Source organism: Umezawaea sp., from assembly GCF_036375055.1.
In the GTDB taxonomy this organism is placed as follows: domain Bacteria; phylum Actinomycetota; class Actinomycetes; order Mycobacteriales; family Pseudonocardiaceae; genus Umezawaea.
Map to the genome: position 1 here is coordinate 20,137 of NZ_DASUSQ010000020.1, position 13,676 is coordinate 33,812.

The 13,676-nt window shown below is 67.7% G+C and carries 12 protein-coding genes; 8 read left to right on the forward strand and 4 right to left on the reverse strand.

The features are described from left to right. Positions 1-161 precede the first annotated feature (161 nt). Together VFZ92_RS42430 and VFZ92_RS07265 are read right to left on the reverse strand one after the other, a co-directional pair. Entirely contained in the window at positions 162-467 is a 306-nt protein-coding gene (locus VFZ92_RS42430) for a hypothetical protein (RefSeq protein ID WP_414719840.1), read from the reverse strand. Positions 468-617: 150 nt separating this feature from the next. Then, positions 618-1,217, reverse strand: a complete 600-nt coding sequence (locus VFZ92_RS07265; RefSeq protein ID WP_330875016.1) for a TetR/AcrR family transcriptional regulator — start codon at positions 1,215-1,217, stop codon at positions 618-620. A 97-nt stretch (positions 1,218-1,314) separates the two neighbouring features. On the opposite strand from VFZ92_RS07265, the gene VFZ92_RS07270 reads away from it, so the two are divergent. The 3 genes from VFZ92_RS07270 (at position 1,315) to VFZ92_RS07280 (ending at position 5,542) form a co-directional block, all read left to right on the forward strand. Next, entirely contained in the window at positions 1,315-2,805 is a 1,491-nt protein-coding gene (locus VFZ92_RS07270) for a carboxylesterase/lipase family protein (protein ID WP_330875017.1), read from the forward strand. Positions 2,806-3,467: 662 nt separating this feature from the next. Further along, positions 3,468-4,220 (forward strand): ISL3 family transposase, encoded by a 753-nt coding sequence (locus VFZ92_RS42435; RefSeq protein ID WP_414719839.1) that lies wholly within the window; start codon positions 3,468-3,470, stop codon positions 4,218-4,220. A gap of 794 nt (positions 4,221-5,014) precedes the next feature. Next, positions 5,015-5,542, forward strand: coding sequence for an integrase core domain-containing protein (locus VFZ92_RS07280; protein ID WP_330875019.1), 528 nt, complete (start codon positions 5,015-5,017; stop codon positions 5,540-5,542). On the opposite strand, the gene VFZ92_RS07285 is transcribed toward VFZ92_RS07280, so the two are convergent. After that, the gene (locus VFZ92_RS07285) at positions 5,517-5,972 is read right to left on the reverse strand and encodes a DUF6055 domain-containing protein (RefSeq protein ID WP_330875020.1); all 456 of its coding nucleotides are present in this window, start codon (positions 5,970-5,972) and stop codon (positions 5,517-5,519) included. The two genes, VFZ92_RS07280 and VFZ92_RS07285, sit on opposite strands and share 26 nt — an antisense overlap. 27 nt (positions 5,973-5,999) lie before the next feature. Beyond that, complete coding sequence (locus VFZ92_RS07290; RefSeq protein ID WP_330875021.1) at positions 6,000-6,647, reverse strand: helix-turn-helix domain-containing protein; 648 nt, start codon at positions 6,645-6,647, stop codon at positions 6,000-6,002. Between the two features lie 88 nt (positions 6,648-6,735). On the opposite strand from VFZ92_RS07290, the gene VFZ92_RS07295 reads away from it, so the two are divergent. The 5 genes from VFZ92_RS07295 (at position 6,736) to VFZ92_RS07315 (ending at position 12,700) form a co-directional block, all read left to right on the forward strand. After that, positions 6,736-7,281 carry a nitroreductase/quinone reductase family protein gene (locus VFZ92_RS07295; protein ID WP_330875022.1) on the forward strand — a complete coding sequence of 182 codons (546 nt, stop codon included), beginning with the start codon at positions 6,736-6,738 and terminating at the stop codon, positions 7,279-7,281. Positions 7,282-7,893: 612 nt separating this feature from the next. Then, positions 7,894-9,396 carry a cellulase family glycosylhydrolase gene (locus VFZ92_RS07300; RefSeq protein WP_330875023.1) on the forward strand — a complete coding sequence of 501 codons (1,503 nt, stop codon included), beginning with the start codon at positions 7,894-7,896 and terminating at the stop codon, positions 9,394-9,396. Positions 9,397-9,424: 28 nt separating this feature from the next. Then, positions 9,425-10,543, forward strand: a complete 1,119-nt coding sequence (locus tag VFZ92_RS07305; RefSeq protein WP_330875024.1) for a cellulose binding domain-containing protein — start codon at positions 9,425-9,427, stop codon at positions 10,541-10,543. Positions 10,544-10,925: 382 nt separating this feature from the next. Further along, entirely contained in the window at positions 10,926-11,420 is a 495-nt protein-coding gene (locus VFZ92_RS07310; protein WP_330875025.1) for an aldo/keto reductase, read from the forward strand. Between the two features lie 59 nt (positions 11,421-11,479). Next, on the forward strand, positions 11,480-12,700 hold the full coding sequence (locus VFZ92_RS07315) for an IS4 family transposase (protein ID WP_330875026.1): 1,221 nt from the start codon (positions 11,480-11,482) through the stop codon (positions 12,698-12,700). The last annotated feature ends 976 nt before the right edge of the window (positions 12,701-13,676 follow it).

A 13,676-nucleotide genomic window follows, 5' to 3' on the forward strand; every position in this document is an offset into this window, starting at 1 on the left:
CGACGCACAGTGGGAACACACCGGTAGCCGACATCCCAGAAGCGGTTGTCGGAGGATCCGCAGGCAGCTTCGATGGCGAGCGTTGTGCCCGACGCCGGCGCTCCGGCGGTTGTCGACCGGAAGTGGGTCTGGCTTGAGTTTTGCGGTCCGGCAACAGATTGTCACGTCAGGAGGGTTCGTTTGCGGAGCAGGTGGAATCCGGCGCGGCCGAACATCTGGCGCTTGAGCATCTTGATCCGATTGACGTGTCCTTCGACAGCGCCTGAGTTCCACTGCAGGGTGAGCGCGGCGGTGACCGCGGGCAGGTCGCGTAGGAGTCCGGCGGCGAAGTTATGCAGTCGGGGAAGGTTGACGGCTTGGATGTCGATCCACTGCGGGAGGCGTTCGCCCTGGAGCCGGATGAGCATGTCGGCGAAGGAGCGGACGTGGCAGGCAAGCGCGTTCAGTTCCGGGCAGTGGGCGAGCACGGACGCGAGCACAAGGCGGTGGAATGGCGCATCGAGAAGGGAGCGACCTGATCGATCTTCACTCGCGTCGCGATCGGCGTCGTGGACCAGGCCGGGGAGCGGCCGGCCTAGAGCTGATCTTGTCCCCACCTGCCCCGTGCCGGGGGCAGGTCACGTACTCCTGAACAGCCGTTCCAGATGCACGTCGATCGCGGCGAGCGCGTCCTGGGGCTCGATCACGTCGAGTTCGATCAGGGAGGTGAAGCCGGTGAGGGCGAGGAGCAGGTTGGTCTCGGTCGCCGGGTCGCGGCCGGAGTCGATGTGCCCGTCGGCGATCGCCTGGCGGACCAACTGCTCGACGAGGGCCCGCCCTTGGACGAGGCCGCGGCGCGCCTGCTCGTGCACGGCCTCGTCGTGCAGCGCCTCCAGGACGTAGGCGGCGCTCATCCGGCTGGTCGCGCGGGCGTCGGCATGCAGGGGGAGCATTTCCGCGAGCGTCAGTCGCAGCACGTCACGGGGGTGCGGACGGTCACCGAGCTTTTCGAGCCCCTGGTGTACGCGCACCGAGGTCTGCTCGGACGCGAAATCCATGGCGAAGGAGAGCATGGCGGTCCGGGAGGCGAAGTAGTGCTGCAGCTGCCCGAGTGACATGCCCGCCTCCTGCGCCACCACGCGCATCGTCAGCTGTGTGACGCCGCGCTGCTCCACCACCCGCCACAGTGCGCGGGCGATCGCTTCGCGGCGTCCGCGGTGATCCACCTGTTTCGGCATCGCCGGCCCTTCCCTCGTATCCCGGGACTGTTCCAATACAGTTGACATAATACATCTGACCCATAATCCTGGGATCCGCTCGAGGGAAGGAATCGTCATGTCCGAGCAGCCAGAGGTACGGACCACGGAAGGCGTGGTGCAGGGGCGCCGGCGGCAGGGGCACGCGGTGTTCCGCGGCATCCCTTACGCCCAGCCCCCGGTCGGAGCGCTCCGCTTCGCCGCGCCCGCGCCACCGCACCGCTGGGAGGGGACGAGGCAGGCGGTCGAGTTCGGTCCCGTGGTGCCGCTGTCCCTGCCGATCGACGTGCCCCCGCAGGGCACCGACTGGCTGACGCTCAACGTCGGCACTCCGGATCCCGGCGCGGCGGGACTGCCGGTGCTGGTGTGGATCCCCGTGGGCGGCTACCTCTCGGCGGCGTCGAGCGACCCGATGTTCGACCCGGCAGCGCTGGCCGAGGCGGGAGTCGTGGTGGTGACCATCAACTGCCGCGTGGGCGCGGAGGGATTCGCGTTCCTCGACGACGTGCCGCCCAACCGCGGATTCCTCGACCAGATCGCGGCGCTGGAGTGGGTGCAGCGCAACATCGCCGCCTTCGGAGGCGACCCCGGCCGGGTCACCGTGGGCGGGGTGTCCGCCGGGGCGGGCTCGGTCGCCGCCCTGCTGACGATGAAGTCCGCGCGCGGACTGTTCCGGCGGGCCATCGCCCATTCGGTGCCGGGGCTGCACAGCACCCCCGCGCTGGCACGGCAGGTCACCGCCGCGTTCGCGGACCGGCTCGGTGCGGCGGCCCCCACCGCCGAGGCCCTGCGCGACATCGACCCGTGGCACCTGGCCGCCGAGCTCACCTCCTTCAACGCCGGCCTCCACGCGCACCGGGAAAGCTGGGGACGCCTCACGGAGACCGGCACCGCGCTGTGCCCCGTCGTCGACGGCGAGGTCCTCCCGGAAACACCGTGGCCCGCGCTGACCGGCGCGCGCGCGAGCGGGACCGAACTGCTCGTCGGCCACACCCGGGACGAATTCCGGTACTTCAGCGTCATGAGCGGACGGTACGGCGCCTTCACCGAGGAGGACGCCCACGCAGCCCTGGAACTGCTCGCCCCGCAGCCGGACGGCGCGCGGGCCTACCGTGCCGCGTTCCCGCAGGCAGGCCCGGAGGAACTGGTGGAGACGGTGTACTCCGACGCCCTCTTCCGCATGCCGTCGCAGAAGCTGGCCGAGGCGAACGCCGCAGCCGGCGGCACCTCGTACCTGTTCGAACTGTGCTGGGTCGCCCCAGCCCTCGGCGGCATCCTGGGCGCCTGCCACAGCCTCGACATGCCTCTGGCGTTCGGCACGCTGGACAGCCCCGTCGGCACCCAGCTCATCGGCGAGGAGCCCACTCCCGAGGCCGTCGCGCTCTCCCGCGAACTCCGGGACGCATGGGTCCGCTTCGTCACCACCGGCGACGCGGGCTGGTCCGCTCACCGGCCCGGCGGGCACCTCACCCGCGTCCTGGACACCGAGTCGAAGACTCTGCCCTACCCCGAGCAGGCATCCCGCCAGATCTGGGAAGGCCACTCCCCCGCACCCTTCGATCTCTCGTAATCGTCCGGGTGGCTCCTACGACTGCGACGCCGCCACTAGCCTGCCCATCGGGGACAGCGCGAAGTGGCGTACAGCCAGGCAACACCCGGCCCGCTTGGCATCAGATCCCACCCGAGGGTGACGGACGACATCACGAGCTGGGAGAGGGCCCAGGTCACGGATGATCCCGGCCAGGGCCCGGATGGGCTCGCCCTCCGCCTCCCTCCGCCACACCAGCGCGTACGGCAGCGGCCCCGGATCGGTGACCGGCAGGCAGGTAGGCGATGTCCGGCCGTGCCCAGTAGCGGGTGACGTGGGCGGGGAGAGCACCACGAGCCCGTCCGTGCTGGGCGACCACCGGTTCCGCACACGGGGCGGCCAATCGGTCACAGTTCCAGGTCCGCGAAGGGGGTGCCCCAGTAGGCGCTGGCCTCGTCACGTCGGCCCTCCGCCGCGGTGGTGTGGCTAGGGTTGGTTTTGTCCGCCTGATGCGGATCTGGCTCAGGTTCGTGGTCCGGTAACGCATTGCAACGTGTGCCGCACCAAGATCACATCGGCTTAGCAGCGTGATCGACATCGTTTGGTCGTGCGTTGTGAGCGTGACCTCGTGTGCGGGGACGTCGTTGCCGGGTTTGGCCAATGTGGTGGTGACCGATCTCCAGATCGAGCCTGGGGAGTCACGCATGACCATTCGCTCCGACGCCGCTGGAGCGGACTGCCCAGCGTGTGGAACGTGGTCAGCGAGAGTGCATGGTCGGTACTCGCGGTCGTTGACCGACCTTCCGTCGACTGGCCGCCGCACGATGCTTGTTTTACGGGATCGGCGTTTCGTGTCCGCGGAGGCGGAGTGTCCGAAGCGGACGTTCGCGGAACAGATTCCTGGTGTGACACGGCGGCATGGCCGATGGCCGGAACGCCTGCGCTCGACTCTGGAGAAGATCGGCCTCGCGTTGGCCGGGCGTGCGGGCGCCAGGATGTGCGATGTTCTCGGTGTGCGGGCCAGCCGTAGCACGCTGCTGCGGCTGGTCCGTGCCCTGCCGGACCCATCACCGCCAGCCCCGACGGCGGTCGGCATCGACGATTGCGCCCTGCGCAAGGGACACGTCTGCGGAACCGTGGTCCTCGATCTGCAGACCCGCAGGCCGCTGGACTCGCTGCCCGACCGGGAAGCCGAGACCGTGGCCGCCTGGCTGTCGCGACACCCGACGATTGAAGTCGTCTGCCGCGACCGCGGCCCGACCTACATCGACGGCGCCACAACCGGTGCGCCGCAGTCCATTCAAGTCGCAGACCGATGGCACCTCAGGCACAACCTGATGCAGACCATCGAGCGCTGCATGGCCGGGCACTCGATCTGCATCCGCACCGCCACGACTGGTACCCCGAGCACCGCGGCCATCGCCGCCGCGAGCCGGCCGCGCGCGGGGTGCGCGTAGTGCGCCGCGGTGGTCGCGACCACCGCCAGGCCCTGCTCGGCGGCGAGCGCGACGAGCAGGTCGTCACGGTCGTAGACCGGGCGTCGCGGTCGACTCATGGCGCCGAGCACGACGTCCGCGGCGTCCTTGTCCGGCCGCAGCTGCGAACCGACAACGCCCGACTTCGTCGTGCTGACCAGACCATGGCAGAGGACCTGGAACTGGCGATAGCCACCATTCAACGACTCAGTCTCGACAACCACCGTCTTCATACCGCGCTCGACACCGCTCACAGCACGCCCTGTCTGCCAGCACGGCCGCCCCGGCAGCAACAGGCCAGGCAATGACCCAGAATCGGGGCGAACTGCTGAAACGCCAACTGGGCACAACTCGACTGCGATTCTCCCCTGCCGATCGGGCGTTCCTCGCAGCATTGCTGCACCGGGTCCCGACGACGGTGCTCGTCAGTCCCAATTGCCGGTACGCCCGGAAACGGTACTGCGCTGGCACCGAGACTTACTCGCCCGCCGCCACGCGGCCGAGTCTCGGCCCAAACGCCCCGGCCGACCGCGGACACCACGGTCAATCCGGTTCCTGGTGCTCCGCCTGGCACGGGAGAATCCCACCTCGGGCTACCGCCGCATCCACGGCGAACTGCTCGTACCCGGCATCACAGTCGCCGCCTCCACGGTGTGGCAGATCCTCAAGGACACCGCAATCGACCCGGCACCCGATCGCACGTCCACCACCTGGGCGGACTTCCTCCGCTCCAGGCCCAAGCCCTGCTGGCCTGTGACTCCTTCGAAGTCTCGACCTTGAGCGGCACCCGCCAGTACGTCCTTGCGGTCATCGAACACAGCAGCCGCCGGATCCGCGTCCTGGGCGCCACCGCGCACCCGACCGCAGCATGGGTCGCCCAGGCGGCGAAGAACCTCGTGACGGACCTCGACAACGCAGGCAACTCCGCGCGGTTCCTGATCCGCGACCGCGACGGGAAGTTCCCCGCCCTGTTCGACGCCGTGCTCGCCGATGCAGGCATCCAGATTGTCCTCAGCGGTGTTCGCATCCCGCGAATGGACGCGATCATGGAACGCTGGATCCAGACCTGCCGCCACGAACTCCTCGATCACACCCTGATCTGGAACCAACCACGTCTACTTCACGCCCTGCGCGAGTACGAGCGGTCCTACAACACCCACCGACCCCACCAAGGCATCGCCAACGCCCGACCCCTACACGCGCTCCCACAACCGACCACCGATCAGACAACAGCCACCCAGCTCGACACCCGCCGACGCCAGCGACTGGGCGGCGTTCTCAACGAATACCACCACACGGCTTGACCAGCACGGATGGAGTTTTCGGCAAGCACAGAGTTGGCCGGGCGAATCTCCATCCCGATCCTGCTCGGCGCGGAGAACGCGCTGGCCAATGATCTTGTGTTGCGCGAGGAGCCCGGTCTCCGGTGTGAACCGCATCGTGTTCACGTAGAACGAGTACAGGTTTCTCCAGTTGTGTGATGACGCTGTTGGGGTCGAAGTTGCACGGCGAGGGCGCGGAAGCCGGATTGGCGCCGGACCGCTCTCCCCACAGCAGGATGAAGTTGGTGGATTCGCGGGTGCGCTCGGCCGCCCGGGGCACCTCACCGGTCTGCGTCCACCTCGCTGGGACGCAGACCGATTTCGCCACGGCTTGCGCGGTCGTGGTTTGCACCACTCCCGCGGCCATCACCATCACCATCGCGAACCGTTTCAGCAGTTCAGCTGCCTTCATTTTCTCACGGGCGACTTCATGTCAATCTCATTCATCAAATGACCGCGAGACGCTGCCTGGCGCACCCTCGGCGGGAAGTGGTTCGCGATGGTCGGCGCGCAGGCCGTCGAGGGAGATGCGCAGCAGCCTGTTCCACATCTGCGGGCGGCACTCGTCGGTGACCTGGACGGCGTGGCCCAATGAGACCAGCAGGAGCAGCAGATCGTCGGTGGTCACGCCGGGGCGCAGCAGACCCGCGCCGCTGGCGCGGGCGCACAGTTCGTCGATGACGAGGCGCAACTGTTGGATGCCCTCCAGATCGGGGACCAACCAGGTCAACGCGAAATTCTCCATGATCGCGCGGTGGCGGGCGTAGCCGGTCAGGGCCTGCTGGTAGAAGTCGGTCAGTGCCGCCCAGGGGTCCTCGGCCTCGATCGCCGTCTGGCGCGCGGACTCGGCCCACTCCGAGAAGTCCTTGCGCAGGACCGTGTGGACGAGATCTTCCTTTTTCGGGAAGTGCCGGTAGAGGGTGCCCATGCCGACCCCGCCGCGGCGGGCGATCTCGCGCACATCCACCGCGGTGCCCTGTTCGGCCAGCACCTCGGCGGCGGCCGCGACGATCGCGTCCCGGTTACGGATCGCGTCCACGCGCGGCGCGCGGCGCCGGGCGGCGCCTCCCGGTTCAGCCACTGCCATACGGCCAAGCATACCGCCTTATGCGGAGCAAATGCTCCGCTCTGTGCTACTTTGCGGAGCAAGTGCTCCGGATAGCGAGGGGGATGTCATGTCCGACCCGTCCACGACCACCGCGAACAAGGCCAAGGCCTCGGATATCACCAGCTGGAACGACCGGATCATCGCCGAGGTCCGAGCGAACGCCGGATACGCGCCTTGGAGCAGCGAAGAGGATTTCGCCGCGGGTCGCCCCGTCCCACCACGGGTCCCCGGCTTCGACGAGCGAGGCATGCCGCTGATCTTGGTTCACCACACCGGGGCCAAGACCGGACGCGAGCGGATCAGCCCGTTGTTCTACCAGCCGGTCGGCGATGGCTGGGCCGTCTTCGGAACCCACGGCGGCAGCCCGCAGCATCCGGTCTGGTACCACAATCTCATGGCGAACCCGCAGGCCACCGTCGAAGTCGGGACTGAACGAGTGCCGGTCGTGGCGCGGCTCGCGCAGGGCGCGGAGCGCGAGCGGATCTGGGCGAAAGAGATAGCGCTCGTCCCGAAGTTCGCCGAGTTCGAGGCAGCCGCCGGCAGGCAGATCCCCGTCGTCGTGCTGGAACGTGCCCACGGACAAGCCGCTACCCCGCCCCTCCCCGAGGAATGACCCCGCCAACCTGCTCGGCAGCCGACCGCCCGCGGTCGCTGCGGCATCAACACCAGCCGCAACTCCGCTGCCGTCCGCCGCATCCTCGACAAGCGACCGCGCCACTGGCCTCGGCCGAGGAAATGCCACGGGTTTTGAGACTGATCATGGTGGCATCGCGTTGAGATAGCCAGGAAACCCAGGTCGCACAAGATTGATATGTCATGCGCGGTGAGAACCTACAACACTCCTGCGAGGAGGGTGATCGCCGAAACCCTTGTCGGCAGGACCTTTCCTGAGCTTCGACTCATCGATTCGAACGGTGCGGTCCGTTCGAATCGAACAAGCGAAACCGTGGGAACCCGGCCGCGAGAGATCACGGCGGCGCGGATGACGATGTCCCGGCTGAGCGTCCACCTGGACCACTCCCGAAGAATTCGGTGACTTTCGGCGACCATCCACACAGGAATTGGGCTGGACGGATGGCGAGCTTGATCTGTCCGAGTGAATGAAACTCCGTCGGAGCACGCGGCGGTTGACAGCGCTCCCCTGAGGAAGCGACGGTACGGACGTCTTCTGGGAGCGTTCCCAGAAACATTTTACCCTGAATGCCCTGCGCACAAAGGAGTGCCGATGTTGGGTAGAACCGTGCGGCGACGCGCCGTGCTCGCCGTCTTGGGGTCCGCGGTATCGCTCGCATGCGCCGCGTTGGTGGCTGCCACGGGTTCGTACGCGAGCGGCACCTCGGCCGCCTTCACGTGCAAGATCGACTACTCCGCCAAGGACTGGGGTTCGGGCTTCGGTGCCACCGTGACGATCGGCAACGTCGGCACGGCGGCGGTCGACGGGTGGACGCTGACCTACTCCTACGCCGGGAACCAGACCTTGCAGCAGGGCTGGAACGGTGTCTGGTCCCAGACGGGCAAACGGGTCACCGTCAGCAACACGACCTGGAACGCGGCCATCCCCGCGAACGCGAGCGTGAGCGCGGGCGCCAACTTCTCCTACAGCGGCACCAACACCACCCCGACGGACTTCGCGGTCAACGGCGCCACCTGCACCGGCACTCCCCCGACGACCACCACGACGACAACGACCACGACCGGGCCGCCACCGACCTCGGCGCCGTCGCTGAAGGTGTCGGGGAACAAGCTGGTCACCTCGAGCGGGGCGCCCTACCGGCTGCTCGGCGTCAACCGCTCCAGCGGCGAATTCGCCTGCGTGCAGGGCAAGGGCATGTGGGACAGCGGCCCGGTGGACCAGGCCTCGGTCAACGCGATGAAGGCGTGGAACGTCCGCTCGGTGCGGATCCCGCTGAACGAGGACTGCTGGCTGGGCCTGTCCGGCTCGCCCAGCGGCCCGGCCTACCAGCAGGCCGTGAAGGACTACGCGAACCTGCTGGTGGCCAACGGGATCAACCCGATCCTGGACCTGCACTGGACCCACGGCCTCTACACCGGCACGACCTCGGCCTGCTCCGACGTCAACGCGACCTGTCAGAAGCCGATGCCGAGCATGCAGTACACACCGACGTTCTGGACCCAGGTGGCCACCGCGTTCAAGGGCTCCAACGCGGTCGTGTTCGACCTGTTCAACGAGCCCTACCCGGACGCGGCGAACAACTGGTCGGACATGGCGGCCGCGTGGCGCTGCCTGCGCGACGGCGGCACGTGCACCGGCTTCGACTACGAGGTCGCGGGCATGCAGGACCTGCTCGACGCGGTGCGCGCGACCGGCGCGACCAACGTGGTCATGTCCGCCGGGCTGACCTGGACCAACGACCTGAGCCAGTGGCTGACCTACAAGCCGAGCGACCCGACCGGCAACCTGATGGCGTCATGGCACTCCTACAACTTCAACGCCTGCGCGACCGCGTCCTGCTGGGACAGCCAGATCGGCGCGGTGGCCGCACAGGTGCCGGTGCACGCCGGTGAGATCGGCCAGGACACCTGCGCGCACGACTACATCGACCAGGTGATGACCTGGCTCGACGCGCACCGCCTCGGCTACACCGCCTGGACCTGGAACCCCTGGGGCTGCACCCAGGGCAACGTGCTCATCCAGGACTACAACGGCACGCCGAGCGCCGGCTACGGCGAAGGCTTCCGCGCGCACCTGCTCACCGTCACACCGTAACCACTCCGACTCGGCCTGCCACCCACCAGTGACAGGCCGAGCCTCCACAAAGGACATTACAATGCGCCGAAAGCCCTTCCTGTACAACTTCATCGTTCCGTTGCTCGCCGCGCTCACCTTCTCGGTGACCGTGCCCGCGCTCTCCATGTCTGCGCCCAAATCCTCAGCGGCGGCTGCGATTCGGATCATGCCGTTGGGCGACTCCATCACCGCGGGCCCCGGCTGCTGGCGCGCCCTGCTCTGGGAGCAGTTGCAGCGCAACGGGTACACCAACATCGACTTCGTCGGATCCCAGCCGGGCGGCGGGTGTTCCGTGCCGCACGACGGCGATCACGAGGGGCACGGCGGCTTCTCAGCCACCGGCATCGCCGACCAGAACCAGCTGCCGCCCTGGTTGGCAGCGGCACGGCCCGACGTGGTCCTGATGCACCTGGGCACCAACGACATGTGGGGCGGCCACATCCCGCTCGACGCCGTCCTGGCCGCCTACACCAAGCTCGTCGACCAGATGCGGGCGAACAACCCGGCCATGAAGATCCTGGTCGCGAAGATCATCCCGATGGAACCCAGCGGCTGCGCCGACTGCCCCCAACGGGTGGTGGCGCTCAACAACGCGATCCCCGGCTGGGCGGCCGGGAAGACCACCGCGCAATCACCGGTCACCGTCGTCGACCAGTGGACCGGGTTCAACGCGACCACCGACACCAACGACGGGGTGCACCCGATCGACTCCGGTTTCCGGAAGATGGCCGACCGCTGGTACCCCGCCGTCGCCACGGCCCTCACCGGCACAACACCCCCCACGACCACCACGACGACCACCACCACCACTCCACCAACCACCGGAGGCTGCACGGCGACCTACCGCGTGGTCAACCAGTGGAGTGGCGGATTCCAGGGCGAGGTGACCGTGCGCAACACCAAGGCGACCCCGACTTCGGCCTGGACCGCCACGGTGCGCTTCGCCGACGGCCAGCGGCTCACCCAGGCCTGGAACGCTACTGCCACCCAGGACGGACCGACGATGACGGCGCGCAACGCGGAGTGGAACGGAAGCCTGGACTCAAATGCCTCGACCGGTTTCGGCTTCCAGGCGAACTGGACGGGGACCAACGCCCTGCCGACGGTCGACTGCACCGTGAGCTGACACAATCCGGTGATGCCCGCCGTCCGGGAAGCACTTCACCTCGTGTGCCACCACCGCTGGTGTGCGCTCGTCGCGTTGCCGATGACGGCTTCGCGGTCTGAGGTCGTCCCCTTGAGCCGGACGCCCTGATCCTGGAACGTTCCGGGATCAGGGCGTCCGGTGTCTGGTGTCTGGTAGGTCGAGTACCCCGAACAGTCCGCAGGGACGCGGCGATCCGGCTCGCTCGCTGGTCCGATCGGTACCGGGCCGCAGTCGCCATCAACGCCCAACTGACCTTCACCGACGTGGAGCGTCGAGCTGAGCAGCAGCGCACCGATACGCACACGTCAGAGAACAAGCAGCCAGTAGCCCGCTCCCGCGCCAACCAGATGACCACGCAGCGGTGGGCGGGCGCTGCCGTCAGTCGCCAGGACGCCGTCGGCGGTCGGCAAGTGCCGATGCGCTGGCTCCTGCGGTCAACGCGGCGGCCAGTGCGACGAACACCGGCGGTGCCCCTGAAGCCTCACGACGGATCTTCGAGGCCTTCGTCAGCGCCGGCGGCACCACGTTCGACACGTCCAACCTCTACCAGGACGGACAAGCCGAAACTGTGCTCGGTGGGCTGATCGGACGTCGACGGGACAGCTTCGTGGTCATCACCAAGTACAGCGGGACAAGGCAAACCCAGCCCCACCCCGGCACGACCGGCAACAGTTGCAAGATCATGGTTCGATTCCTCGAAGCGAGTCTGCGCCGTCTGAACACCGACTGCGTCGACGTGTTCATGCCGCACTTCCCCGACGGCATCACCCCGATCGAGGAAATCCTGGCCGGGTTCGACGACCTGATCCGCTCCGGCAAGATCCTGCACGGCGGGCTCTCCAACTTCCCGGCCTAGGGCCAATACCAGTGACTTAAGGTCTGATCCGGTAGGTTGGGTGCCTTGGAGGTGCCCGAATGCCACGGCCTGGACAGGTCAAGTCCGACACGGACACGCGGTTGTCGGATCGGATCGCGATCGGTTTGTTGACCAGGTCGTTTCCGTCGGAGTTGGTGGATCGCGTGATCACCGAGACCGGCCGGACGGGTCAGCGTGATCGGCTGCTGCCTCCGCGGGTGGTGGTGTATTTCGTGTTGGCGATGTGTCTGTTCTCCGGTCAGGGCTATGAAGAGGTGGCCCGGTTGCTCACCGAAGGGCTGTCGTGGGCGGCGCGGTGGTCCAAGCCGTGGCGGGTGCCCACGACCGCGGCGATCTCCCGAGCACGGGTCAAGCTGGGACCAGCGCCGTTGAAGGCGTTGTTCGAACAGGTCGCCAAGCCGTTGGCGGGGCCGACGACGCGGGGTTCGTGGTATCGGAACTGGCGGGTGCTGGCCATCGACGGCACGACCTTCGACGTGCCGGACACCCCGGAGAACACGCAGCGATTCGGTCGGCCCGGTAGCGGTCGTGCGGCGGCACGGGGCGATCGGGCGGCGTTCCCGCAGGTTCGAGTGGTCGCGGTGGCCGAATGTGGCACGCACGCGATCGTCGCGGCCACGCTGGGCCCGATCACCAAGGCCGAGGCCACCCTGGGCCGGGAGTTGTTCTCCGGACTGCGCAAGGGAGAGTTGTTGATCGCCGACCGCGGGTTCGCCGGGCTGCCGTTGTGGCGGGCCGCGTCCGCCGGTGGCGCGGATCTGTTGTGGCGAGTGCGATCCAACATCGTGCTGCCGGTGCGCGAGGAGCTGCCCGACGGGTCGTACCTGTCGCAGATCGTCGCCACCGGTGACCACTACCGTCGCGAGGATCCGGTGACGGTGCGGGTGGTCGAGTACACACTGGACGATCCCGCACGACCGACACACGACGCGCCTTATCGGTTGATCACCACGATCCTGGATCACCGCAAGGCTCCCGCGCGGGAGTTGGCGGCGTTGTACTGCCAACGCTGGGAGATCGAGACCGCGCTGGACGAGCTCAAGACCCATCAGCGCGGCCCCGGACAGGTGCTGCGGTCACGCTCGCCCGACGGCGTCGAGCAGGAGGTCTGGGCGCACCTGTTGGTGCACCACGCGATCCGGTCGCTGATGCACACCGCCGCCACCGACGCCGGCCTGGATCCCGACCGGCTCTCGTTCATCCGCACCCTGCGCCTGGCCCGCCGCCAGACCACCGCGCAGGCCGCGTTTTCCCCCTGAACGATTAGTCGGGGCCCTGCTCGAGGGGGTCCGGGAGATCCTGGCCCGGCTCCTGCCGCAACGGCGACGACGCAGCAACCCTCGTGTGGTCAAGCGCAAGATGTCCAGCTACAAGCTCAAACGCACCAGGCACCTGACCTGGCCGCAATCTACCCGCGATCCCGCCGAGTCAGTCCGGATCGCACCGCATTACCGCACCGTCTCCGCCAACAAGCAGCGCAAACCACTCTAAGTCACTGGTATTGGCTCTAAGCGGCTTTCGCCGCTGGCCCTGTCCTACATCCACTCCGTGCTCAAGTCCGCCCTGGAGCACACCGTGCGAGGAGGAGATCCCGCGCGACATCGCCCGCAACGTCCGCACCGGCACTGTGCCTGCCGAAAACCTCATCCGTGCAGGTGACAGAGGGCCAACCGAATCCCATACACGGATGCAGACGTGATCACCCTGCCGCCGACGAGCACGGCATGATGACCAGCCATGCTGCTTCGACTGGCCTACCTAAGCGTGACCAACGCATTCGCCGTATTGCGCCTACTACCCAGAAGCGACCGAGACAAAGACGCGGAGATCCTCGTGCTACGGCACCAAATCACCGTCCTGGAACGCCAACTGGGCAACCTCGACTGCGGTTCTCCCCCGCCGATCGGGCGTTCTTCGCGGCACTGCTGCACCGACTCCGTTGACAGCGCTTTGTCAGCCTCAGCTGCCGATACGTCCGGAAACGGTGCCGCGCTGGCACCAGGATCTGCTCGCGCGCCACCACGGAGCCAGATCTCGACCCCAACGCCCCAGCCGACCACGAACCGTGCGCTCGATCCGACTCCTGGTACTGCACCTGACACGGGAGAACCCCACCTGGAGCTACCGCCGCATCCCCGGCGAACTACTCGTACTCGGCATCACAGTCGCCGCCTCCACCGTCTGGCAGATTCTCCAGAACGCCGGAGTCGACCCGGCACCAGGACGCGTCTCCAC